General features: G+C 64.4%; 25 protein-coding genes. 2 read left to right on the top strand and 23 right to left on the bottom strand.

Features of this window, described 5'->3' with window-relative positions; translation table 11 throughout:
• Positions 1–4 precede the first annotated feature (4 nt).
• From era to CTP10_RS11255, 19 genes are all read right to left on the bottom strand, one after another.
• On the bottom strand, positions 5–940 hold the full coding sequence (era, locus tag CTP10_RS11165; protein WP_116322233.1) for a GTPase Era: 936 nt from the start codon (positions 938–940) through the stop codon (positions 5–7).
• Entirely contained in the window at positions 937–1707 is a 771-nt protein-coding gene (gene rnc / locus CTP10_RS11170) for a ribonuclease III (protein ID WP_116322234.1), read from the bottom strand. Before rnc ends, era begins: the two co-directional genes overlap by 4 nt.
• Before the next feature lies 1 nt (position 1708).
• Positions 1709–2128, bottom strand: coding sequence for a DUF4845 domain-containing protein (locus CTP10_RS11175; protein ID WP_116322235.1), 420 nt, complete (start codon positions 2126–2128; stop codon positions 1709–1711).
• A 50-nt stretch (positions 2129–2178) separates the two neighbouring features.
• Positions 2179–3078 carry a signal peptidase I gene (gene lepB / locus CTP10_RS11180; protein WP_116322236.1) on the bottom strand — a complete coding sequence of 300 codons (900 nt, stop codon included), beginning with the start codon at positions 3076–3078 and terminating at the stop codon, positions 2179–2181.
• Positions 3079–3168: 90 nt separating this feature from the next.
• Positions 3169–4962 carry a translation elongation factor 4 gene (gene lepA / locus CTP10_RS11185; RefSeq protein WP_116322237.1) on the bottom strand — a complete coding sequence of 598 codons (1794 nt, stop codon included), beginning with the start codon at positions 4960–4962 and terminating at the stop codon, positions 3169–3171.
• Positions 4963–5172: 210 nt separating this feature from the next.
• Complete coding sequence (locus CTP10_RS11190; RefSeq protein WP_116322238.1) at positions 5173–5457, bottom strand: glutaredoxin family protein; 285 nt, start codon at positions 5455–5457, stop codon at positions 5173–5175.
• A gap of 18 nt (positions 5458–5475) precedes the next feature.
• On the bottom strand, positions 5476–6963 hold the full coding sequence (locus CTP10_RS11195) for a DegQ family serine endoprotease (RefSeq protein WP_116322239.1): 1488 nt from the start codon (positions 6961–6963) through the stop codon (positions 5476–5478).
• Positions 6964–7092: 129 nt separating this feature from the next.
• Complete coding sequence (locus CTP10_RS11200) at positions 7093–8172, bottom strand: MucB/RseB C-terminal domain-containing protein (protein ID WP_116322298.1); 1080 nt, start codon at positions 8170–8172, stop codon at positions 7093–7095.
• A gap of 8 nt (positions 8173–8180) precedes the next feature.
• Positions 8181–8804 carry a sigma-E factor negative regulatory protein gene (locus CTP10_RS11205; protein WP_116322240.1) on the bottom strand — a complete coding sequence of 208 codons (624 nt, stop codon included), beginning with the start codon at positions 8802–8804 and terminating at the stop codon, positions 8181–8183.
• 116 nt (positions 8805–8920) lie between these two features.
• Positions 8921–9520, bottom strand: coding sequence for an RNA polymerase sigma factor RpoE (gene rpoE / locus CTP10_RS11210; protein ID WP_012353313.1), 600 nt, complete (start codon positions 9518–9520; stop codon positions 8921–8923).
• Between the two features lie 111 nt (positions 9521–9631).
• Positions 9632–10105 (bottom strand): hypothetical protein, encoded by a 474-nt coding sequence (locus tag CTP10_RS11215; RefSeq protein WP_233528310.1) that lies wholly within the window; start codon positions 10103–10105, stop codon positions 9632–9634.
• Between the two features lie 52 nt (positions 10106–10157).
• The gene (gene fabF / locus CTP10_RS11220; RefSeq protein WP_116322242.1) at positions 10158–11390 is read right to left on the bottom strand and encodes a beta-ketoacyl-ACP synthase II; all 1233 of its coding nucleotides are present in this window, start codon (positions 11388–11390) and stop codon (positions 10158–10160) included.
• A 184-nt stretch (positions 11391–11574) separates the two neighbouring features.
• The gene (gene acpP, locus CTP10_RS11225; protein ID WP_008644813.1) at positions 11575–11814 is read right to left on the bottom strand and encodes an acyl carrier protein; all 240 of its coding nucleotides are present in this window, start codon (positions 11812–11814) and stop codon (positions 11575–11577) included.
• A gap of 180 nt (positions 11815–11994) precedes the next feature.
• Positions 11995–12744 (bottom strand): 3-oxoacyl-ACP reductase FabG, encoded by a 750-nt coding sequence (gene fabG / locus CTP10_RS11230; protein WP_116322243.1) that lies wholly within the window; start codon positions 12742–12744, stop codon positions 11995–11997.
• 41 nt (positions 12745–12785) lie between these two features.
• Positions 12786–13715: an ACP S-malonyltransferase gene (fabD, locus tag CTP10_RS11235; protein ID WP_116322244.1), complete on the bottom strand. Its 930-nt coding sequence runs from the start codon at positions 13713–13715 to the stop codon at positions 12786–12788.
• 78 nt (positions 13716–13793) lie between these two features.
• Entirely contained in the window at positions 13794–14774 is a 981-nt protein-coding gene (locus tag CTP10_RS11240) for a beta-ketoacyl-ACP synthase III (RefSeq protein ID WP_116322245.1), read from the bottom strand.
• 52 nt (positions 14775–14826) lie between these two features.
• Positions 14827–15906: a phosphate acyltransferase PlsX gene (plsX, locus tag CTP10_RS11245; protein WP_116322246.1), complete on the bottom strand. Its 1080-nt coding sequence runs from the start codon at positions 15904–15906 to the stop codon at positions 14827–14829.
• A gap of 163 nt (positions 15907–16069) precedes the next feature.
• Positions 16070–16249 carry a 50S ribosomal protein L32 gene (rpmF, locus tag CTP10_RS11250; RefSeq protein WP_029046300.1) on the bottom strand — a complete coding sequence of 60 codons (180 nt, stop codon included), beginning with the start codon at positions 16247–16249 and terminating at the stop codon, positions 16070–16072.
• Positions 16250–16369: 120 nt separating this feature from the next.
• A complete protein-coding gene (locus tag CTP10_RS11255) occupies positions 16370–16960 on the bottom strand; it encodes a YceD family protein (RefSeq protein ID WP_116322247.1) in 591 nt (196 codons plus the stop codon).
• Positions 16961–17155: 195 nt separating this feature from the next.
• On the opposite strand from CTP10_RS11255, the gene CTP10_RS11260 reads away from it, so the two are divergent.
• The gene (locus tag CTP10_RS11260) at positions 17156–17755 is read left to right on the top strand and encodes a Maf-like protein (protein ID WP_116322248.1); all 600 of its coding nucleotides are present in this window, start codon (positions 17156–17158) and stop codon (positions 17753–17755) included.
• Between the two features lie 16 nt (positions 17756–17771).
• Positions 17772–18503 (top strand): SAM-dependent methyltransferase, encoded by a 732-nt coding sequence (locus CTP10_RS11265; RefSeq protein WP_116322249.1) that lies wholly within the window; start codon positions 17772–17774, stop codon positions 18501–18503.
• A gap of 65 nt (positions 18504–18568) precedes the next feature.
• On the opposite strand, the gene CTP10_RS11270 is transcribed toward CTP10_RS11265, so the two are convergent.
• The 4 genes from CTP10_RS11270 to CTP10_RS11285 are packed head-to-tail and all read right to left on the bottom strand — an operon-like array spanning position 18569 to position 21885.
• Positions 18569–19744, bottom strand: a complete 1176-nt coding sequence (locus tag CTP10_RS11270; RefSeq protein ID WP_116322250.1) for a S49 family peptidase — start codon at positions 19742–19744, stop codon at positions 18569–18571.
• A 56-nt stretch (positions 19745–19800) separates the two neighbouring features.
• The gene (locus CTP10_RS11275; RefSeq protein WP_116322251.1) at positions 19801–20199 is read right to left on the bottom strand and encodes a Rieske (2Fe-2S) protein; all 399 of its coding nucleotides are present in this window, start codon (positions 20197–20199) and stop codon (positions 19801–19803) included.
• The gene (locus CTP10_RS11280; RefSeq protein ID WP_116322252.1) at positions 20192–20851 is read right to left on the bottom strand and encodes an HAD-IA family hydrolase; all 660 of its coding nucleotides are present in this window, start codon (positions 20849–20851) and stop codon (positions 20192–20194) included. The genes CTP10_RS11275 and CTP10_RS11280 overlap by 8 nt, the downstream gene beginning before the upstream one ends.
• A gap of 29 nt (positions 20852–20880) precedes the next feature.
• A complete protein-coding gene (locus CTP10_RS11285) occupies positions 20881–21885 on the bottom strand; it encodes an RluA family pseudouridine synthase (protein ID WP_116322253.1) in 1005 nt (334 codons plus the stop codon).
• Positions 21886–22525: the final 640 nt, after the last annotated feature.

A 22525-nucleotide genomic window follows, 5' to 3' on the forward strand; every position in this document is an offset into this window, starting at 1 on the left:
GCGCTCACTCGTAGCCGTAGGCCCGCAGTCCCGCTTCGTTGTCGGCCCAGCCGCTCTTCACCTTGATCCACATTTCCAGGTAGACCTTGCCGTCGAACAGCTTTTCCATGTCGAGGCGCGCTTCGGTGGATATCTGCTTGAGCTTGCTGCCCTTGTTGCCGATGATCATGGCCTTGTGCGCGTCGCGCTCGACCAGGATGGTGGCAAAAACGCGGCGCAGGCGGCCCTCGGTCTCGAACTTGTCGATGACCACGGTGCTGGTGTACGGCAACTCGTCGCCGGTCCAGCGGAACACCTTCTCGCGGATGATCTCCGAGGCGAGGAAGCGCTCGCTGCGGTCGGTCATCGCGTCGGCGTCATACATCGGCTCGCCTTCCGGCAGGTAGGGCCGGATGATCTCGAACAGCCGCGCGATATGGTCGCGGGTCTTGGCCGACATCGGCACCACTTCGCGGAACGGGAACAGCTGCCCCATCTTTTCCAGGAAGGGCATCATCACTTCCGAGCGGTTCTCGCCGATGCGGTCGAGCTTGTTGGTCACCAGCAGCACCGGCGTGTTCTTCGGCAGCAGCGACAGCACCTTCTCGTCGTCGGCGCCGTAATAGCCGGCTTCGACCACGAACAGGATCAGGTCAACCGACGACAGCGTCGACGTGACCGCGCGGTTCAGCGAACGGTTCAGCGCGCTGGCGTGGCGGGTCTGGAATCCAGGCGTATCAACGAACACATACTGCGCGTCATCCGTGGTCTGGATGCCGACGATACGGTGCCGTGTAGTCTGCGCCTTGCGCGAGGTGATGCTGATCTTCTGGCCGACCAGCGCGTTCATCAGCGTGGACTTGCCCACGTTGGGGCGGCCGACGATGGCCACGGTGCCGCAGCGGAACGCCGCGGCCGGGGTATCCGCCGCGTCTTGCTGCGGATGGGTAGATTCGGTCATTCCTTCAACCTGAGAGACAGCTGCGGGTCCTGCGGCTGGGGTTGCTTGCGGGTTTTGCCGGTGCGCTCGGCGCGGCTGCGCTTGAGCAGCTGGGGCACCAGCTTCTGGACTTCTTCCAGCGCCAGCTTGGCGGCGGCCTGCTCGGCGGCGCGGCGCGAGGCACCGGTGCCGAACACCCGGACTTCCAGTTTAGGCACCGTGCACTCGACTTCAAACTGCTGGCTGTGCGCGGCACCGTGAGTGGCGATTACGTTATATTGCGGCAGGGCAATTTTGTGGCCCTGCAGGTATTCCTGCAGCAGGGTCTTGGCGTCCTTGCCCAGCGTGCGCGGATCGACCTGCTCCAGGATCGGGATATAGAGCTTGCGGATCAGCGCGCGCGCGGCCTCGAAGCCGGTATCGAGGAAGACCGCGCCGACAATGGCTTCCAGGGCGTCGGCGAGGATCGACGGACGGCGGAAGCCGCCGCTCTTCAGTTCGCCCTCGCCGAGGCGCAGCGTGTCAGACAGCTGCAGCATCTGGGCGATCTCGTACAGGGCCTGCTGCTTGACCAGGTTGGCCCGCACGCGCGACAAATCGCCTTCATCAAGCTTGCCGAACATGCCATAGAGCATGTCCGCCACGGCGCAGTTGAGCACCGAATCGCCCAAAAATTCGAGACGTTCGTTGTGCTGGGCGCTGTGGCTGCGGTGCGTCAGCGCCTGCTGCAGCAATTCTGGCTTGCTGAATCGGTAGCCGAGTCGTTGCTGCAAGGCGTCGAGGTTCATATCAGTGCTGCGTTCCCGAATAGGTGATCAGAAGACTCAGGGGTCCGTAGACGGGCACTTCGGTCCGGTACGAAAAATCGACCGAGCGGATGTTGCCGTTATCGTCTTCGCGGACCAGCAGGTCTTCGCCCTTGACTGCGGCAATTCGGTCGATGACTGCCTGTTTGTCGAAATATTCGACGACTTCACGTTTGTTGACTGCGCGCTGCTTCGCATAACTGGCGGCGCGCTTCACCGAAAAATACTCCACCAGGCTCGGGATCGAGCGCACGGCCGGCAAGGCCACGCCAATCACGAAGACCACGACCACCAGCAGCGTCCAGACGGAAAAACCGCCCTGCCCGCGGCGCCGTGGCCGGGCCTGTCCGTATTTCCGACCCTGTTCTTTCCCCTTACCCTTACCCTTCCCGGTCTGACCCATTTGCGCTTGCCCTCGTTTGCGTTGAGTGTTCTTGCGCCGCGCGGATTGACTTATTTAAACGAGCCCACGCGTCCGAAATTGCCCAGGTTCATCCAGATGACAAAGGCCTTGCCGACGATATTCTCATCCGGCACGAATCCCCAGTAGCGGGAGTCGAGGCTGTTGTCCCGGTTGTCACCCATGACGAAATAGTGACCTGCAGGTACCTTGCACGTCACACCCTGCTGATTGTAAGTGCAGTTTTCCCGGTAAGGGAAATCCGGGTCGGCGCCCGCCACGAACGCCGGCCGGTCGGCATCGTTAAGGATGCCATGATCGACGCTGCCGGGCAGCTTCTCGCGGAAATGCTTGGAATACGCCAGGCGCTCTTCGTCCAGGAAGTCTGGCAGCACAGTGTATTCAGCCGGCTTGCCGTTGATGGTCAAGCGCTTGTTGAAATACTGCACCGTGTCGCCAGGCACGCCGATGACACGCTTGATGTAGTCGAGCGACTGGTCCTTCGGGTAGCGGAACACCATCACGTCGCCACGCTGGGGCTCGCGCACGTCCTTGATTTTCTTGTTCACCACCGGCAGCCGGATGCCGTACTCATACTTGTTGACCAGGATGAAGTCGCCGATCAGCAGCGTCGGAATCATCGAGCCCGACGGGATCTTGAACGGCTCAACCACGAATGAGCGCAGCACGAACACCGCCAAAATCACCGGGAAGAAGCTGGCCGAGTATTCCAGCCACCACGGCTGGCGCAGCTTCTCTTCGGCCAGGCGCTTGCGCGTGGCGTCGGCATCGGTCGCGCCAAAGCCGCCTTGCAGCGCGGCCTGGCGGGAATCGAATTCAGCCAGCGCCAGCCGCGCCGAGGCGCGGCGCTGCCGCTCAAACACGAGCTTGTCCGCGACCCACGCAACACCCGTAATCACCACCAGCACAAAAAGGATCAGTGCAAAATTCATGACGGCTTCTGGTTCTTGGAAATCCTGGTACAGCCTGTTCTGTTATGCGCGCGGCTGAACCGCCGCGCGGGGCATCGTGCTGCCGGTGCCTTACTTGTCGTCCACCTGCAGGATGGCCAGGAAGGCCTCTTGCGGGATCTCGACCGTACCGACCTGCTTCATGCGCTTCTTGCCGGCTTTCTGCTTTTCCAGCAGCTTTTTCTTGCGGCTGATATCGCCGCCGTAGCACTTGGCCAGCACGTTCTTGCGCAGCGCCTTGACGTTCTCGCGGGCGATGATATTCGAGCCGATCGCAGCCTGGATCGCCACGTCGTACATCTGGCGCGGGATGATCTCGCGCATCTTGGCGGCGACTTCGCGGCCGCGGTATTGCGAGTTGGAGCGGTGCACGATCACCGACAGCGCATCGACCTTGTCGCTGTTGATCAGGATATCGACCTTGACCACATCCGACGGGCGATATTCCTTGAACTCGTAGTCCATCGACGCATAACCGCGCGACACCGACTTCAGGCGGTCGAAGAAGTCCATCACGATTTCCGCCATCGGGATTTCGTAGGTCAGCTGGACCTGCTTGCCGTGGTAGCTCATGTTGATCTGCGAGCCGCGCTTCTGCGTGCACAGCGTGATCACCGAGCCGACATATTCCTGCGGCATATACAGGTTGACGGTAACGATCGGTTCCAGGATCGCTTCGATCCTGCTCGGATCCGGCATCTTCGCCGGATTTTCCACCGTGATCATGCTGCCGTCGCGCATCTCGACCTGGTACACCACCGTCGGCGCGGTCGTGATCAGGTCCATGTCGAACTCGCGCTCCAGGCGCTCCTGCACGATTTCCATGTGCAGCAGGCCCAGGAAGCCGCAGCGGAAGCCGAAACCCAGGGCCTGCGACACTTCCGGCTCGAACATCAGCGAGGCGTCGTTCAGGCGCAGCTTCTCCAGCGACTCGCGCAGCGCTTCATACTGGTTGGCCTCAACCGGATACAGGCCGGCGAACACCTGCGGCTTGACTTCCTTGAAGCCCGGCAGCGGCGCCTCGGCCTTGCGCTGCACCGTGGTGATGGTGTCGCCCACCTTGGCGGCCTTCAGTTCCTTGATGCCGGCAATGACAAAACCCACCTGCCCCGCCGTCAGCTCGTCGCGCTGGATCGACTTGGGCGTGAACACACCCACCTGCTCCACCAGGTGCTGCGAGCCATTGGCCATCAGCAGCACCTTGTCCTTCGGGCGCAGCGTACCGTTGACCACGCGCACCAGCATCACCACGCCGACGTAGTTGTCGAACCACGAATCGATGATCAGCGCCTGCAGCGGTGCACTGGCGTCGCCCTTGGGCGGCGGCACCTTGGCGATCAGGGCTTCGATCACGTCCTGCACGCCCTGGCCGGTCTTGGCCGAGCACGGGGTGGCATCCTGCGCGTCGATGCCGATGACGTCCTCGATCTCCTGGATCGCGTTATCGGGGTCGGCCTGCGGCAGGTCGATCTTGTTCAGCACGGGCACCACTTCCACGCCCAGCTCGATCGCGGTATAGCAGTTGGCCACGGTCTGCGCCTCAACGCCCTGCGAGGCGTCGACCACCAGCAGCGCGCCCTCGCAGGCGGACAGCGAGCGGCTCACTTCATAGCTGAAGTCGACGTGTCCCGGGGTGTCGATCAGGTTCAGGTTGTAGACCTTGCCGTCGCGCGCCTTGTAGCTCAGCGCCGCAGTCTGCGCCTTGATGGTGATGCCGCGCTCTTTCTCGATATCCATCGAGTCGAGGACCTGCGCTTCCATCTCCCGATCCGACAGCCCTCCGCAGAGCTGAATGATCCGGTCGGCCAGGGTGGACTTCCCATGGTCGATGTGGGCAATGATCGAGAAATTACGGATATGGTCCATCTAGTGTTCAGGGGAGCGCCGGCAACAGGGCCCGGGCGGCAACAAGCGGTTCGTCGCAGTTCGTAAATGGCCCGGCGCCGCGCGCCGCCAGGCGTGCGCGGGCGTGCCGCAAAGGTCAGGGTGCAATTTTTGCGCCAATCCGCAATTTTACCGGATTTTCAAAGGCTTCCGGGTCGTGAAATGGCCACGCCATGCGTGTGTCGAACGCATTCAGCGGATGTTGCGGGCGCCTCCGTGTGCCGCAAGCCACACCCGCACCACACCTTCGTCGAGGAAATAGTGACAAAGCTGCGCAGCACCGCTGTGAAGCGCCTCCGGCGTCCCTGCCATCAATACCGGGACCAGGTCGCCGAAGCGGTCTTCCAGGCTGGCGTCGCTGTCGACATCCACTTCATGCAGTACGAAAGAAAAATCGCGCCGGAGGGACTCCAGCGCGACCTTCATGTCGTCGCACAGATGGCAGTATGCCCGGCCGTAAAGCGTCAGCGCGGGCATGCCATCGACGGTTGCGGATCAACGGCTGACGGTGGCACCGGGGCGCAGCGTCAGTACCTGGGTGGCATCGCCGCGCCGCACGAACACCGCGGCGATCCGGCTCTTGTCCAGCCCGCGCACCAGCTCGTTGAACTGGCGGGCGTTGGTCACGTCGGTATCGCCCAGGCGCAGGATGATATCGCCCGGACGGATTCCGGCGCGCAGCGCGGGGCCGTCGGCCAATTCGACTTCGACGCCCGACTTGAGCTTGAGCTCCTTCAGCCGTGCATCGGGCAGGTCGTTGACCACCAGACCCAGCGCATTAGGCTTGCTGGCTTGTGCGCTGTCTTCCTTGGGCGCCGCACTGCGGCTGGCGCGGGCCTTGCCGTCCGGCTCCAGTTCGGTGACGGTTATGGTGACCTCGCGGGTCGCGCCCTTGCGCCACAACTGCAGCGGCACGCGCGCGCCCGGCTTGGTATCGCCCACCAGGCGCGGCAGGTCCGAGGCGCGCTCGATATCGCGACCGTTGAACTTCAGGATGATGTCGCCGGCCTCGATCCCGGCCTTTTCGGCGGGGCCGCCCGGTTCGACACTGCCGACCAGCGCGCCGCGCGCACGGCCCAGCCCCAGCGAATCGGCCACTTCCTTGGTGACATCGCCGATCGCCACCGCGATGCGTCCGCGGGTTACGCGCCCGGCAGTCTTGAGCTGCTCCGACACGCGCATCGCCTCGTCGATCGGGATCGCGAAGGAAATGCCCATGTAACCGCCGCTGCGGCTGTAGATCTGCGAGTTGATGCCGATCACTTCGCCGCGCAGGTTGATCAGCGGGCCGCCCGAGTTGCCGGGGTTGACCGCCACGTCGGTCTGGATAAACGGCAGGTAGTCGCCGGTATCGCGGCCCTTGGCCGAGACGATGCCGGCGGTCACGCTGTTATCCAGCCCGAACGGCGAGCCGATGGCCAGCACCCACTCGCCCGCGCGGACTTTTTCCGAATCGCCAAGCGGCAGGCGCGGCAGGTTGTTGGCCTCGATCTTCAGCAGCGCCACGTCGGTACGCTTGTCCGAGCCGATCAGCTTGGCCTTGAATTCGCGCTTGTCGGGCAGCGTCACGTAAATGGTTTCGGCATCGGCGACCACGTGCGCGTTAGTCATCACATAGCCGTCCTGGCTGATGATGAAGCCCGAGCCGACGCCGCGGCTCTGCTCTTCCTGCTGCGGCGGCTGGCCACGGCGCGGCGGCGTACCAGGCGACGGTGCGCCGGGCATGGGCACGCCGAAGAAGCGGCGGAAGAATTCGGCCATCTCATCGTCGTCCCCGGGCGCGCCGCCGCGCTGGCGCACGCGCTCGGTGGTGCGGATATTGACGACCGCGGGGCTGGCCTTTTCCACCAGGTCGGTGAAATCGGGCAGGTTGTAGTTGGCGGCGGCAGCCTGGGCGTGGCTGACTTCGGCCACGGTCGGACCGAACACCAACATGGCAGCCATGACCAGGGCGCGCGCCAGGGCTGGAGATCTGAAAGTCATCGACAACTCCCGGGATTCAGCGAAAGAAGAAAAACCGATACGATCCCGTGGCTGGGACCCCTCGCGCAGGTTTCATGGGCCGGCACCCGGAATGGGCATCCCGAGGCGCCGGCTGCACCCGCGTCAGGCTCAGTGTACCGCCTTGGGCGGTCGGTACTCTACGGCCGTCGCAAACTGGCGTACGGTGCTCGCCGGCACCTCTCCGACCACGGTGATCCAGTAGTCGGCGATCCGGCGCACCACGACCTGGGTCGCGCCGAGCGCAGCCACGCCCTCGCGGCGCACACGCTGCTCGGAAACCGGCTCGATGAAGACCGACAGGCCGGTCAGCCCGTCGCTGTAGACCACCTGCAGGACTTCGAATACCTGGCCGCGGTTGCTGCCCGGCGCCGAGGCGCGCAGCTCGCCCAGCGGACGGCGCACTTCGCGGATTTTCTGGAAACCCTTCAGCGGCACAGCGATCGTCCAGCCTTCGTCGGCGATATTGGTCGGCTGGTAGTTCACCTCATAGTGATTCCAGTTGCTGGCGCTCTTGATCGCAGCCAGGATGCGCTGCTTTTCAGACGGCACCCCGATCTGGACTTGCGAGAATGCCACTTGCTCCAGCACCTTGCCGCCATCGCCAACCGTCTGCGCACGCATCAGCAGGCCGGAATTCTTCTCGGCCCACAGGCGCACCGCATAGCGCGCGGCATCGTGCGGCTCCAGCGCAAACACCTCGCAATCCATGCCGGCAACCCGCTCCGCGGGCATCTTGCGCATGTCGTAGAGTTCCAGCACGTCGTTCTTGTTGGTGGCAAGCAGCGCCGGGAAGCGGTCCTTGGCTTCCTGCTTCTCGACCACCACCAGCTTGGCTTCCGGAATCAGGCTGTGCACCACGTCGTTCTGGCGCAGCACCTCGCGCGGCTTGCCATCCAGCGTTTCCAGGCGCTCGTACTCGTTGTTGACCAGGTCGCTGTAATGCTGGATGCGCGACGCATGCATGACGCTGCCGCGCTGGTAGATCAGCGTGCCCACGTAGTTCTCGCGTTGCGCCGCCTTGTGGATCTTGTTGAGCCACGCGGTGGCGTCGCGTCGGTTCAGCGTACTGTCCGTCGGCTGCGCGGTTGCCGCTGCAGCAGTCAGACACAAGGCCAGAAAAAGGGACCTACGCAGGGCCCCAATTCTCTGTGCGCCCGCTACATAGGCGGACGACCGTCCTTTATGCATGTCCGGCATTATTCCTGCGTATTTTCCTGAGAGAAGCTGGCGCCGTTGGCAACCGTGCGCATGGTCGGCACGAACGCATCCGTTGCCACCGAAGTGCGATGGGCACGCAGGTATTCGTCCAGTCGCGGGTCGCGGATCATCTGGGTGTCGGCCACGGTGACGATACCGGCAGCCGGCGCGGCTGCGGACGGTTCCGCGCGTGCCACCACGGCTTCGGGCGTCGCCAGGCCGGCGGGTCCGCGCATCTGCGGCACCACCACCCAGCTGACCGCCGCCACCGCCGCCGCGATCGCCGTACCCGGCAAGGCGCGGCGCACCCACGACGGCCTGACCAGCAGGCGGTGGCGGGCGCTGGCTTGCGCCACGGCCGGCACCAGCACGTGCGGCTCGGCTTCCAGGCGCGCGGAGAAACAAGAGAGGAAATCGGCGGTGGAGCCCGCGTGCGTCAGGTCTTCCGAGCGCAGCGCATCACCGATTAGCTGGTACGTGCTCCAGTCCGCCATGCCGGCGTCGCTTTTCGCGAGATCGAGCACGGCATTGACTTCGTGCGGCGCCAGTTCGCCATCCATCAGAACGGAGATCTGCTCCGCTGCTTCCATTACATGAACCGACTGCTTATGAGCCTGACCCATTTCCCACCCCAAGACATTCCATTGAACACCGATAATCCCGTCTACTGCTGTCGCTTATCGATGCAGGAATAGGCTGCAACGCTGGCCGCACGACATTGTTCTTTGCTACCGAACCACTACCACCGCTTGCCCTCTGCCGTTCCCAGCAGCGGGCGCAATCTTTCGGCAATCGCCTCGCGCGCACGGAAGATCCGCGAGCGCACCGTGCCGATCGGACATCCCATCGCCTCCGCGATTTCCTCATAGCTGAGGCCCTCGATCTCGCGCAGGGTGATGGCGGTCCGCAATTCCTCCGGCAGTGCTTCCATCGCGCGGTTCACCGTCTCGGCGACCTGGCGCGTGTGGAGCATCGACTCCGGCGTATTGATATCCCTTAGTTGCTCACCGTCCGCAAAAGTTTCAGCCTCTTCCGCATCGATATCGCTCGACGCTTCCGGCCGGCGGCCCTGGGTAGCCAGGTAGTTCTTGGCCGTGTTGACGGCGATCCGGTACAGCCACGTGTAGAAGGCCGACTCCCCGCGAAACTGGGGCAAGGCGCGATATGCCTTGATAAAGGCATCCTGCGCCACATCCTCGACTTCGGCGGGGTCCCTGACCAGGCGCGAGATCAGGCGAATGATCTTCCGATGGTATTTGGTCACCAGAAGTTCAAAGGCCCGCTTGTCGCCCTGCTGGACGCGTTCAACTAGGAGCTGATCGGCTTCGCGTTCGCTCACGTATGGCTCACCTGCAGTGTATCTCTTGGTTTGGTCGTCACGACAAACGTTGTATTTTACCTACGATTCTCCGCCCACTCCGTCGAGCAACGCGCACCCTGTGACCGTGAATTAACAAATTCGTTCCTTCGCGGCCGCTTCCGGTTGCACCTGCAGTGCAACTCTGGCGGCACGTTGCAACCGCCGCGAGAGTTCCGGCGAACCGGCTTGGCAGGGGAGGAAGACGGCACCCGGCAGGCCGGGCGCCCTGGAGGCGAGGCGCAAGACAGCTGCGTCGCCTGCTTGCCAGAAGCCGGTGACCACAACTTCATGGCAACTGGCGCCGGGGGCTTCAATACGGATCCGCAGTGGTCCTTTGCCGTCGGGCGCCGGCAGCATCGCCGTGCAGCGCCAGCGCAATGCCTGCACCCATCGGCGCCAACTGCGCACAACGGCAGCGGCGGCAACCAGGGTCAGCAGCGCCAGCGCGCCATGCCACCACAGCATGCCGGCCGGGCTGGCGGCAACGGTGTCGGCCAACGCCGACGCGAGCAGCCCCACTGCCGCCGCCTCACCGACGCAGAACAACAACAGGGTCCACCGCAACCGGTGGACCCTGTCCTGGCGCAGCCCGCGCAGGGCTCGCCTCAACCACGGATCAGACGCGGCGGAAGACAAGCGTACCGTTGGTACCGCCGAAACCGAAGTTGTTCTTCACCGCAATGTCGATCTTCATCTCACGCGCCGTGTTGGCCACGTAGTCCAGATCGCATTCCGGATCCTGGTTGTCGATGTTGATCGTCGGCGGCGACACCTGGTTGTGCACGGCCAGCACGGTGAAGACCGATTCCAGGCCGCCGGCGCCGCCCAGCAGGTGGCCGGTCATCGACTTGGTCGAGTTCACCACCATCTTGTAGGCCTGGTCGCCGAACGCTGCCTTGATGGCATCGGATTCGTTCTTGTCGCCGAGCGGCGTCGACGTGCCATGCGCATTCAGGTAATGAACCTGATCCGCGTTGATGCCTGCGTCCTTCAGCGCGTTGACCATGCAGCGGCGCGGGCCGTCCATGTTCGGCGCCGTCATGTGGAACGCATCGCCGCTCATGCCGAAGCCGATCAGCTCGGCATAGATGCGCGCGCCGCGCGCCTTGGCCGACTCGTACTCTTCCAGCATCATCACGCCGGCGCCCTCGCCCAGCACGAAGCCGTCACGGTCCTTGTCCCACGGACGCGAGGCCGCTGCCGGGTCGTCGTTGCGGGTCGACAGCGCGCGGGCCGCGGCAAAGCCGCCAATGCCCAGCGGCGACACCGTCGACTCGGCGCCGCCCGCCAGCATGGCGTCGGCGTCACCGGCCTGGATCAGGCGAGCGGCAAGGCCGATGCTGTGCAGGCCGGTCGTGCACGCGGTCACGGCAGCCAGGTTCGGGCCCTTGATGCCGTGGATGATCGACAGGTGGCCGGCGATCATGTTGATGATCGAGCCCGGCACAAAGAACGGCGAAATGCGGCGCGGACCGCGCTCGGTCAGCACCGCTTTGGTGTCTTCGATCATCGGCAGGCCGCCGATGCCCGAGCCGACCAGTACGCCGATGCGCTCGGCGTTGGCTTCGCTCACTTCCAGGCCGCTGTCCTTCAGGGCCTGCGTACCCGCGGCGATGCCGTAATGGATAAACGTATCCATATTGCGGGCTTCCTTGGCCGGGATGTAATCCTCGGCATTGAAGCCCTTCACTTCACCGGCGAAGTGCACGGAAAGCGCGGAGTGATCGAATTTGGTAATGGTGGCGATGCCGGACTTGCCGGCTACCAGGTTGGCCCAGCCTTCGGCAACCGTGTTTCCGACCGGAGACACAAGGCCAAGCCCAGTGACGACGACGCGACGACGGCTCACTATGTTTTCCTACGGGTGCGTGAAGATGCAACGGAACGACGGATCAGCCTGCCACCGGCTCGCCGGCGGACAAACGCATTCCATTCTGCGTCTTCGAACAGACGAAAGCCACAGAAAACAGCAAGGCACGGCCGCGACGGCCCGCCCACCTGCCTTCTGTGGCTCGGAATTCAGATACGACGGCTTAGGCCTTGACGTGCGCGGTGGCGTAGTCGATTGCCTGTTGCACGGTCGTGATCTTTTCGGCTTCCTCATCGGGAATTTCCATGCCGAATTCATCTTCCAACGCCATCACGAGTTCAACCGTGTCCAGCGAATCCGCACCGAGATCGTTCACGAACGAGGATTCGTTCTTGATGTCTGCCTCGGCCACGCCAAGCTGTTCTGCCACGATTTTCTTGACGCGTTGTTCGATATTGTCCATGTAACCCTCCAGGGAAGTTCGACAAAAAGTGGGCGCATTTTAGCAGGTTTGGGGCAACAGAAATGCCGCCTGCCAAGCTTTGCAAGAATCGCGCCCGTTTGGTTCGGAAAACTACGACTTCACTACGGCTTCAGGCAGCTTCTTCCGGCTTTTTCCGGAAAACCGCCACCCGAAAACCGGTTAATTCATGTACATCCCGCCGTTCACATGCAGTGTGGTGCCGGTGATATAGGCGGCTTGCGGACCGGCCAGAAAGGCCACCGCATTGGCGATATCCTCGGGCTTACCCAGGCGGCCCAGCGGGATCTGCTGCTTGAGCGAAGCATGCTGCTCTTCGGACAGCGCCTTGGTCATGTCGGTATCGATAAAGCCCGGCGCGACGCAGTTGACGGTCACGTTACGGCTGCCGATTTCCGCGGCCAGCGAACGGGTCATGCCGGCCACGCCCGCCTTGGCGGCCGAGTAGTTCATCTGCCCAGGGTTGCCGACCGAGCCGACCACCGAAGTGATATTGATGATACGGCCCTGGCGCGCCTTCATCATCGGGCGCAGCACCGCGCGCGACAGGCGGAATACCGAAGTCAGGTTGGTCTGGATGACCGCGATCCAGTCCTCGTCCTTCATGCGCATCGCCAGCTGGTCCTGCGTGATACCCGCATTGTTCACCAGCACGCCGATACCGCCGTGCGCCTTCACGATCTCGTCGATCAGGGCTTCGCAAGCGGCCGCGTCATTGACGTTCAGCACCGCACCCTTGCCCTTCAGGCCTTCGGCGCCGAGGTATTCCGTGATGCCGGCAGCACCGGACTCGCTGGTGGCCGTGCCGATCACGGTGGCGCCCTGGCGGGCCAGCTCCAGCGCGATGGCGCGACCGATGCCGCGCGAGGCGCCGGTGACCAGCGCAACCTGGTTATCGAGAAGTTTGGTCATGCAGAGTGTCCTTTCGTACTCTTTCGTGCTTTGTGCCTGGCTTATTTCAGCAGCGCCAGCGTGTCCTGCAGCGAGGCCGGATCGAAGATCGCGCCGCCAGTCAGGTTGCCGTCAATGCGCTTGGTCATGCCGGCCAGCACCTTGCCCGGGCCGCATTCGATCACGTGCGTGACGCCTTCGGCGGCAAGCTTCTGCACGCACTCGACCCAGCGCACCGGCGCCGCGGCCTGGCGCACCAGCGCGTCCTTGATCGCTTCCGGATCGTTGACGATCGCGACATCGACGTTGTTCACCAGCGGGATCGACGGCGCCGAGAACGCCACCCCGGCCATGCGCTCGCGCAGGCGGTCCGAAGCGGGCTTGAGCAGCGACGAGTGGAACGGCGCCGATACCGGCAGCGGCAGCGCGCGCTTGGCACCCTTGGCCTTGGCGATCTCGCATGCCTTCTCGACCGCGCCCTTGTGGCCGGCGATCACGACCTGCGACGGGGCGTTGAAGTTGACCGCTTCGACCACGCCGGCGGCAGCCGCCTCGGCGCACGCGGCACGGACGTCGTCATCGGACAGGCCCAGGATCGCAGCCATGCCGCCCTCGCCCACCGGCACGGCTTCCTGCATGGCCTGCGCGCGGAAACGCACCAGCGGCACCGCGTCGGCAAACGGGATCACGCCCGCGGCCACCAGCGCCGAGTACTCGCCCAGGCTGTGGCCCGCCACGAGTGCCGGGGCCGGGCCGCCGGCATCGAGCCACGCGCGGTAGACCGCCACGGCGGCGGTCAGCATCACCGGCTGCGTATTGGTGGTCAGGTTCAGCTCTTCGGAGGGACCCTCGGCGATCAGGCGGCCGAGATCCTGGCCCAGCGCGGCCGAGGCTTCTTCCACGGTGGCGCGCACGACGGCGTTATCCGCAAAGGCATTGAGCATGCCGACCGACTGCGAACCCTGGCCGGGAAATACGAAAGCGAATTTCATCGGATTGGAACCCTTTATGGAACGGGAAGCCGGCGCGGCGGCGCGCGGCATTGGCGCGCACCGGGCACCGGCTGCGAATTACATGCGCAGCAGAACCGCGCCCCAGGTAAAGCCGCCGCCAACGCCTTCCATCAGCACGGTCTGGCCCGGGCGGATGCGACCGTCACGCACGGCGACGTCGAGCGCCAGCGGGATCGACGCGGCCGAGGTGTTGCCGTGCTCGTGCACGGTGGCGACCATGCGTTCGGCGGGCAGGCCCAGCTTCCTGGCGGTGCCTTGCATGATGCGGATATTGGCCTGGTGCGGGATCAGCCAGTCGACCTGCTCCGCCGAAAGGCTTGCCGCTTCCATGGCTTCGCGCGCAACCTTGTCGAGCACGGTCACGGCGAGCTTGAACACGGCCTGGCCATCCATGTGCAGGAACGGGTTGCCGGTGATATTGCCGCCCGAGACATTGCCCGGCACGCACAGGATGTCGACGTGGCTGCCGTCCGAGTGCATCGCGCTCGACAGGATGCCAGGCTCCTCCGACGCGGTCAGCACGACTGCGCCGGCGCCATCACCGAACAGCACGCAGGTGGTACGGTCGTTGAAATCCAGGATGCGCGAAAACACCTCGGTGCCGATCACCAGCACGTTGCGGTGCGAGCCGCTGCGGATGAACTTGTCGGCCGTGGCCAGCGCATAGACAAAGCCCGAGCACACCGCCTGCAGGTCGAACGCCGCGCAGTGGTTGGTGATGCCCAGTTTTTGCTGCACCATGCACGCGGTGCTGGGAAACACGAAGTCCGGCGTCGAGGTGGCGACGATGATCAGGTCGATGCTCTGCCTGTCGATGCCGGCGGCCTCGATGGCCTGCTCGGCTGCCTTGACGGCCAGATCGCTGCTGGTTACGTCGGGCTCGGCCCAGTGGCGCGCCGAGATACCGCTGCGCGAGACGATCCACTCGTCACTGGTCTCGATGCCCTTTTCGGCAAGCTGCGCCGCCAGATCATGGTTGGTCACGCGCCGCGGGGGCAGGTAGCTCCCGGTACCGATGATTTTTGCGTACTTGGTCATGTAGTGTCGGATCGTATGGACCGCAGTTCCCGCTGGCCGGCGCGCAAGGCGCTCAGGCGGCGTGGGTGCTGGGATGCGCGCTGGGCGCGTCTGTCTCCGGGGCGGTCTGCGCCACGCCAGCGGCGCTGGACTTATCGGCGAAAGCCCGTGCGATACGGGGAATCACGCCATTCTTGGCGGCATCATACCCGCGTTTGATAGCCCACTCAAAAGAATGGGCATCGGCCGAACCGTGGCTCTTGATCACGAGGCCGCGCAGGCCCAGCAGCGACGCACCGTTGTAGCGCGCCGGATCGAGCCGCTTGGCCAGCCGCGACAGCACCGGCATGGCCACGGCCGCGAGCAGCTTGGTGAACCACGAGCGGGTGAATTCTTCCTTGATCATGCCGCCGATCATCTTGGCGAGGCCCTCGGTACTCTTGAGCGCCACATTGCCGACAAAGCCGTCACAGACGACGATATCGGTCGTTCCCTTGAAGATGTCGTTGCCTTCCACGTTTCCGTAGAAATTGAGCTCGGAAGCGCGCAGCAGTTCGCCGGCACGCTTGACCACCTCGTTGCCCTTGATGACTTCCTCGCCGATGTTCAGCAGGCCGACGGTCGGGCGTTCCTTATGGTCCACCACGGCCACCATGGCCTCGGCCATGCGGGCGAACTGCAGCAGGTGCTCGGGTTCGCAGTCGGCGTTGGCGCCGAGATCCAGCACGGTGGTGCCCCAGCCTTCCTGGTTCGGGATGGTGGTGGCAATGGCCGGCCGCTCGATGCCCTCAAGCGTTTTCAGCACATAGCGCGACACCGCCATCAGCGCGCCGGTGTTGCCGGCGGAGATGCAGGCGCCGGCCTGGCCTTCCTTGACCTGAGTGACGGCCACGCGCATGGAAGAATCCTTCTTCTTGCGCAGCGCCACCTCGACCGGGTCATCCATGGTGATGACCTCGGTAGCCTCGACGATGCACACACGCGGATGATCCAGAGCATGCAGCTTCTTCAGCTGCGCCCGGATAGCGTCCGGCAGGCCCACCAGCACCATCTCGGCATCGTCGTGGCGGGAAAGAAAACTGATCGCCGCGGGCACGGTCACGGACACGCCGTGGTCGCCGCCCATGCAGTCGATAGCGATTTTGATCGTCATTGTTCCTGGTACGGATAGCGCAGCGGCGCACACCACGCCCGGTGGTTATCCCGAGCGCCCAACAAAAAAGCGGCAACGATCTTGCCGCTTTTTTGTGTCTGACCGTCTTGTGTCCGACTTACAGGCATGCGCGAGCGAGACGCAATGTCACGCCACGAAGCTATCAGTCGTTCTTGGTCTTGATGACCTTGCGGCCACGGTAGTAGCCGTTCGGGCTGACGTGGTGACGCAGGTGGGTTTCGCCGGTGGTCGGCTCGACGGCCAGCGGGGCGACCGTCAGGTGGTCGTGCGAGCGATGCATGCCGCGCTTGGACGGCGACTTCTTGTTCTGTTGAACAGCCATGATGACTCCTTCGAGAATTTTTCAATATTAACACACGCATCCCGCCCAAGGCGTAGCCGGGGCCCGGCCGGATGCTTCATCAACTACCACCTGCGGAACGCTGCAATCGGCCGGTTGGCCTCAGTGCTTGTTCTTCAGGCCGGCCAGCGCCGCAAAGGGCGACGGCCGCTTTTCTTCCTCTGGCTCAGCTTCGGGCTGGGCCTCGCCGTCCGTGCCGGTCACGAGGCTCTCGTGCACCGACGGGCAGGCGTCATGCTTGGGGGCCACCGGCAGCGCCAGCAGCACCTCATCTTCAATCAGTTCCAGCAGCGAAAAGTGCTTGGAGCCGGCGATCACGTCGACATCGTCGTCGTCCATCGGCGCGGCATCTGCCGCTTCTTCGCTTTCCACTACCTCGAAGCGCGTGGCCGTTTCGATTGGCTCGGCGTAGGGCGTCAGGCAGCGCTGGCAATCCAGCCACATCCGGCCCTTGACGGTCACATCGAGGAACAGCCGCCGCGCCACCGTGGCGCCCGGCTCGGCCGCCTCTTCGCGCACGAAGCCAGTGGCCGTATAGGCAAACGTCTCTTCGGGTGCCGAGGCTGGCGCTTGCGCCGCGGTCTCGGCTAAGATGCGCGGCAAATCCCGCACCGCCACGTCGCCGTTCAGGCTTTCGCTCTTGCGGCAGAACGCGAAGAGATCGAGCGCGCGCAGGTCAATTGGCTGGGTCATGTGCGTGGCTCCGGTCGTATTGCAATGACTGGCTCGCCACATTCCACGCCTGTGCTGACTGCGGCCGCGCACATCGGCGGCACAGCGCCCAGGTGAGGATGCGGCAAAACGCGCGATTATACGATGTAAACCTTGTGGAGGTCAAAGGTCTTGCCAGGCAAACCTTGCCTCATTCCTGTTACGCTTCAATCACTTATGCATCAAGACCCCCGCCCCAGGCTGATCCTCGGCTCCGGCTCACCCTACCGCCGCGAGTTGCTCGAGCGGCTGCGCATCCCCTTCGAAGTGGCCACCCCGGACATCGACGAAACCCCGCTTGCCGGCGAAACGCCGGAGGCAACCGCCCTGCGCCTGTCGCAACGCAAGGCCGAGGCCATCATGGCGCGGCACCCGGGTGCACTGGTGATCGGCTCGGACCAGGTGCTGACACTGGACGGGGCGCAGATGGGCAAGCCCGGCACGCACGACAAGGCCGTGGCGCAACTGCGCCGCATGCGCGGGCGTACCGCCACCTTCCACTCGGCGCTATGCCTGCTGGACGGTCGCACCGGCACCGTGCAACTGGCCGACGTGCAGACCCGCGTGACCATGCGCGACCTGAGCGATGCCGAGATCGAAACCTACCTGCAGCTGGAACGTCCCTATGACGTGGCGGGCAGCGCCAAGTCCGAAGGACTGGGCATCACGCTGCTCGAGCGCGTCGAGTCCGACGACCCCACGGCGCTGGTCGGACTGCCGCTGATCGCGCTGACCGGCATGCTGCGCCAGGCCGGCTACCCGCTGCTCGCGGCATGACGCACCGGAACTAACCATGAGCGGCAATCTTTTCCTGATTCCCAATACCCTCGGCAAGCGCGACGAAGCCGATCCGCTGGCCGAAGTCATTCCCGCCGGCGTGCAGCAGATCGCTGCCAGCCTCGACTACCTGGTCGCCGAAAACGCCAAGACCGCCCGTGCATTCCTGAAGAAGCTGGGCGAAACCACCCCGCTGGCACGCCCGATCCAGCAGATCGAGATCCGCGAGCTGAACGTCAACACGCGGGCCGATGCGCTGGCCGAACTGCTCGCGCCGATCCAGGCCGGCCGCGACGGCGGCCTGCTGTCCGAAGCCGGCGTGCCAGCGGTGGCGGACCCCGGCGCCGAACTGGTGCGGCTGGCGCATGCGCGCGGCATCCGGGTGCGCCCGCTGGTCGGGCCCAGCTCAATCCTGCTGGCGGTGATGGGCTCGGGCCTGAACGGCCAGAGCTTTGCCTTCAACGGCTACCTGCCGGTTGATGCCAACGAGCGCGCGCAGCGGCTGCGGGAGCTGGAACAGCGCTCGCGCAAGTCCAGCCAGACGCAGGTGTTCATCGAAACGCCGTACCGCAACGCGGCGCTGCTCGAAGCGATGCGCCAGCATTGCGCCGGCACCACGCTGCTGTCGGTGGCGGTGGACCTGACGCTGCCGACCGAAACCATCGTCACGCTGCCACTGTCGGCCTGGCGCGCGGACCGGATCGAGCTGCACAAGCGGCCGGCAATCTTTTCGCTGCTGGCCGCCTGAGCACGCCGGCAAATGCAGAAAGGGGCGCAATGGCGCCCCTTTTTCACCTGGCCAATCGATGCGCCTCAGTGCATGCCCTGCATGCGCGTGCTCCACAGCATGGTCTTCATCGCCGCGGTGCCGACCGCGGCACCGAAGCGCTTGGCCACGCGCTCGGCGATGTTCTCCCTGACCGTATAGTCGACGATATCCTCTGCCTTGAGCACGTCGCGCGCGACGGAATCGGCAGTCCCTAACGCGTCGGCCAGGCCCAGTTCGATGCTGCGCTCGCCCGACCAGAACAGCCCGGAGAACAGATCCGGATCGTCCTTGAGCCGGTCGCCCCGGCCTTCCTTCACCACGTCGATGAACTGCTCGTGGATTTCCTTGAGCATCGTCTCAGCGTAGGCCTTCTGCCTGGGCACCTGCGGCGAGAACGGGTCGAGCATTCCCTTGTTGGACCCCGATGTGTACAGCCGACGCTCCACACCCAGCTTGTCCATCAGGCCGGTAAAGCCGAAACCATCCATCAGCACGCCGATCGAGCCGACGATGCTGGCCTTGTCGACATAGATCTTGTCGGCCGCCGCAGCCACGTAATAGCCACCCGAGGCACAGATTTCCTCGATCACCACATAGAACGGCTTGGACGGATAGAGCCCGCGCAAACGGTGGATCTCGTCATTGATGATCCCGGCCTGCACCGGCGAGCCACCCGGCGAGTTGATCTTGAGGATCACGCCGGCGGCATTGGCGTCGGCGAAGGCCGCCTGCAGCGAAGCATTGATCGATTCGGCGCTGGCCGGCGTACCGGCTGAAATCTCGCCCTCCAGCGTGACCATTGCGGTATGGCGGCCGGACGTGTTGATGCCGTCGCCCTTGAAATCGAACAGCGCGATGAAGATCAGCGCCAGCAGGCCCAGCCCGACGAAGCGGAAGAAGATGCGCCAGCGGCGTGCGGCGCGCTGCTCGCGCAGCGATGCCGTCAGCACCTTTTCCAATACCTCGCGCTCCCAGCCCGCCGCGCCCACCGGTCCGCTGCCGGCCGCTCGGGCATCCCCAGCCATGCGGGCCTTGCGTTCGCGCTGCTCGCGCCGCGCCGCATCGTCGCCGGCGCGCAACTCGTGGTCCAGTGGATAGTCGGCCTGCTTCGCGGTGACCAGGCGTTCGGACTCGGGCCGGTTCGCATTGTCCTGCCCAGGTTCACGCGATTCGTCCGATGTTCCCGGTTGACCATTAGGCGGCTTCTGTTCTTCTGTCATGCAACTCGCTCGTGGAAAGCTTGGAAACACAATGGGCGGGCCAGGCCGCCCGTCATTCAGGCGCCGTCCGCTTGCGCGGCGGCGCGGTACGGACCTTCAGGCAACCAGAAGACCTGGCCATCGCGCTCTTCTATGCGCAGCTTGGCCAGCGCCGCGCCGCGGCAGGGACCGCCGACGCATTCGCCGCTATCCGGTGCATAAACCGCGCCATGTGTGGCGCACATCAAGTATAGGCCCGAGCTATCGAAGAACCGCCCCTCCTGCCAGTCCAGTTCCATCGGCACATGCGCGCACTGGTTGAGGTAGCCATGCGCGGCGCCGTCGAACCGCACCACGAAGGCACCAATCTCGCGGCTATCCAGCGCCACCGAGAAGCGCACCCCCAGCCCGCCCTCTTCCAGGTCTGCCGCGGCGCAAAGCCGCACCGGCCCCTGGCTGGCACCGACCTCAGGCATGGGCCAGCAACCAGTCGGTCAGGTCGGCGATCGACGAGGCGCAATGCACCGGCGCCATCGCCCGCAGCGAGTCGCCTGGATGTGCACCATAACACACACCAATCCCGGCAGCACCAGCATTGACCGCCATCTGCAGGTCATGGGTGGTGTCGCCCACCATCACCGTGCGCTCCATATCCTGGCCGAGTTCGCGCGTCAGTTCCTGCAGCATGGCCGGATGCGGCTTGGAGAAGGTCTCGTCGGCACAGCGGGTGGCGTCAAAGAGCTGGGTCAGGCCGCTGGCGGCCAGCGCGCGCTGCAGGCCGACGCGGGTCTTGCCGGTGGCGACACCAAGGAAGTAATGCTCTCGGCGCAGCGTTTCCAGCATCTCGCGCACGCCGTCGAACAGCACGAGGTCGGCGTCGCGGGTCAGGAAGTGGTAGCGATAGCGCTCCGCGAGGCGCGGGTAGTCGACGGGGTCAAGCGTGGGCACGGCGTACGACAAGGCATCCTTCAGCCCCAGCCCGATCACATGGCTGGCCGCGCTGTCGTCCGGCACGGGCAGGCCCAGGTCGCGGCTGGCAAGCTGGATGCACTTGGCAATGGTCGGGGTCGAGTCCATCAGTGTCCCGTCCCAGTCGAATACGATCAGGTCAAACTGTTGCCTGGCCATGGTTGTCCTTTGGCGTGAATTGCGCAGCCCTACTCCGGAGCACGCAGTTGTCGCAATTGTTGCAGGAATCCGACGCATTCGTCCGGCAACGGCGCCTCGACGGTCAGCGGTGCGCCCGTTGCCGGGTGGATAAACACCAGCCGATGGGCATGCAGGAACATGCGCTTGATGCCCGGCTTCGCCGCGGAGCGCGCCAGCGACTTGTTCAGCGCGAAATCACCGTACTTTTCGTCGCCGACGATCGGGAATCCCGAATGGGCCAAGTGAACGCGGATCTGGTGGGTCCGGCCGGTCTTGAGCTCCGCTTCCAGCAAGGTAAAACCGGAAAACGCCTCGACCCGGTTGAACACCGTGTGCGAAGCCAGGCCGTCAGCCTGGACCCGTACGCGCCGCTCCCCTTCTGCCGTGGTGTACTTATATAGAGGCAGCTTCACATGCTGCCGCGAATTCGGGAATTCGCCGGCCACGCAGGCGAAATACCGCTTGTCCATGCTGTTGCCGCGGATCTGCTCATGCAGGTGGACCAGCGCCGAGCGCTTCTTGGCCAGCATCAGGATGCCCGAGGTCTCGCGGTCGAGGCGGTGCACCAACTCCAGGAACTTGGCCTGCGGCCTGGCCTGGCGCAACTGCTCGATCACACCGAAGGCAACGCCCGAGCCGCCATGGACCGCCACGCCGGCGGGCTTGTTCACCACCAGTAGCTGAGCATCCTCGAACAGCACCGGGAATTCGCTGGCTGGCACGGGCTGCGCCCCGGCGGATTGAGACGGAGTCGCCACACGCATCGGGGGAATTCGCACCACGTCGCCCGATTGCAGGCGATAAGTGGCATCGATACGCCCCTTGTTGACCCGCACCTCGCCCGACCGCAATACCCGGTAGATATGGCTCTTGGGTACGCCCTTGGCCACCTTCAGCAGGAAGTTGTCGATGCGCTGGCCTTCAGAGCCTTCATCGATCGTGACATACGCCACCTGCGGGCTTGCCGGCGCTACATCGGCAGGCTTTTCAATTTGATGGCGTAACTCATTCATTTTCAATATAATTTCCTCGCTGTTCCGGCCGGGGGCCGGCAGCGCAAGACCTGTGTAAGCGATCAATCCCGTGATTAATCTTGGATTGACCGCATTCTACACTTGGGGTCGCCGCCAACCCGGCCCGTCTTCCGCCCTGCGCCGCTTCATTGCGTGATCCGCGCGGGCGCCAGACAACCAAATGGCGGTAAAAGCAGCACGCACGATATCGCCGGCACGCAGGAAGTCGCCCAAAGGAGGCTTCGGCGCAGCAGGCGATGACGTGGGAACAGAGTGTTCAGGTAAAACAGAATTTAAGAGTGGATGCCCCGTAGGCATCCGCTTCGGTGAGAGAAGTCCCGCCTGCACCGGGAAACGGTGCCGGCCGGCAGGCCAGCCTGCCGCCTGACTGGAAATACCGGCGCCCGGTCGCAGAACTCCAAGAAGTAGTAGGTGCGCCCGCCAGGAGATGTCAGGCAGCATTGGCAGCCTTGCCGTGTCCGAAAAATTTGCTCTTTGACGCGTCTAGGCCTTCCGCGGTCCGGCCGCGATGCCGCCGGCGCCAGTTGCGCCGCTGCCCAGCATCGCCTCCGGAACGGGAACGCGCCAGTGTCTGCCAGAGCAGCCGCCGGCGTCCTCTCCCGCCCCACGGACGTTACCC

Origin of the sequence: Cupriavidus sp. P-10 (assembly GCF_003402535.2) — a bacterium.
Lineage (GTDB): Bacteria > Pseudomonadota > Gammaproteobacteria > Burkholderiales > Burkholderiaceae > Cupriavidus.

What these genes read in the sequence shown, in the direction of transcription:
- era (WP_116322233.1), bottom strand. Translation starts at nt 940, where the DNA reads ATGACCGAATCTACCCATCCGCAGCAAGACGCGGCGGATACCCCGGCC.
- rnc (WP_116322234.1), bottom strand. Translation starts at nt 1,707, where the DNA reads ATGAACCTCGACGCCTTGCAGCAACGACTCGGCTACCGATTCAGCAAG.
- CTP10_RS11175 (WP_116322235.1), bottom strand. Translation starts at nt 2,128, where the DNA reads ATGGGTCAGACCGGGAAGGGTAAGGGTAAGGGGAAAGAACAGGGTCGG.
- lepB (WP_116322236.1), bottom strand. Translation starts at nt 3,078, where the DNA reads ATGAATTTTGCACTGATCCTTTTTGTGCTGGTGGTGATTACGGGTGTT.
- lepA (WP_116322237.1), bottom strand. Translation starts at nt 4,962, where the DNA reads ATGGACCATATCCGTAATTTCTCGATCATTGCCCACATCGACCATGGG.
- CTP10_RS11190 (WP_116322238.1), bottom strand. Translation starts at nt 5,457, where the DNA reads ATGCCCGCGCTGACGCTTTACGGCCGGGCATACTGCCATCTGTGCGAC.
- CTP10_RS11195 (WP_116322239.1), bottom strand. Translation starts at nt 6,963, where the DNA reads ATGACTTTCAGATCTCCAGCCCTGGCGCGCGCCCTGGTCATGGCTGCC.
- CTP10_RS11200 (WP_116322298.1), bottom strand. Translation starts at nt 8,172, where the DNA reads ATGCATAAAGGACGGTCGTCCGCCTATGTAGCGGGCGCACAGAGAATT.
- CTP10_RS11205 (WP_116322240.1), bottom strand. Translation starts at nt 8,804, where the DNA reads ATGGGTCAGGCTCATAAGCAGTCGGTTCATGTAATGGAAGCAGCGGAG.
- acpP (WP_008644813.1), bottom strand. Translation starts at nt 11,814, where the DNA reads ATGGACAATATCGAACAACGCGTCAAGAAAATCGTGGCAGAACAGCTT.
- fabG (WP_116322243.1), bottom strand. Translation starts at nt 12,744, where the DNA reads ATGACCAAACTTCTCGATAACCAGGTTGCGCTGGTCACCGGCGCCTCG.
- fabD (WP_116322244.1), bottom strand. Translation starts at nt 13,715, where the DNA reads ATGAAATTCGCTTTCGTATTTCCCGGCCAGGGTTCGCAGTCGGTCGGC.
- CTP10_RS11240 (WP_116322245.1), bottom strand. Translation starts at nt 14,774, where the DNA reads ATGACCAAGTACGCAAAAATCATCGGTACCGGGAGCTACCTGCCCCCG.
- plsX (WP_116322246.1), bottom strand. Translation starts at nt 15,906, where the DNA reads ATGACGATCAAAATCGCTATCGACTGCATGGGCGGCGACCACGGCGTG.
- rpmF (WP_029046300.1), bottom strand. Translation starts at nt 16,249, where the DNA reads ATGGCTGTTCAACAGAACAAGAAGTCGCCGTCCAAGCGCGGCATGCAT.
- CTP10_RS11255 (WP_116322247.1), bottom strand. Translation starts at nt 16,960, where the DNA reads ATGACCCAGCCAATTGACCTGCGCGCGCTCGATCTCTTCGCGTTCTGC.
- CTP10_RS11260 (WP_116322248.1), top strand. Translation starts at nt 17,156, where the DNA reads ATGCATCAAGACCCCCGCCCCAGGCTGATCCTCGGCTCCGGCTCACCC.
- CTP10_RS11265 (WP_116322249.1), top strand. Translation starts at nt 17,772, where the DNA reads ATGAGCGGCAATCTTTTCCTGATTCCCAATACCCTCGGCAAGCGCGAC.
- CTP10_RS11270 (WP_116322250.1), bottom strand. Translation starts at nt 19,744, where the DNA reads ATGACAGAAGAACAGAAGCCGCCTAATGGTCAACCGGGAACATCGGAC.
- CTP10_RS11275 (WP_116322251.1), bottom strand. Translation starts at nt 20,199, where the DNA reads ATGCCTGAGGTCGGTGCCAGCCAGGGGCCGGTGCGGCTTTGCGCCGCG.
- CTP10_RS11280 (WP_116322252.1), bottom strand. Translation starts at nt 20,851, where the DNA reads ATGGCCAGGCAACAGTTTGACCTGATCGTATTCGACTGGGACGGGACA.
- CTP10_RS11285 (WP_116322253.1), bottom strand. Translation starts at nt 21,885, where the DNA reads ATGAATGAGTTACGCCATCAAATTGAAAAGCCTGCCGATGTAGCGCCG.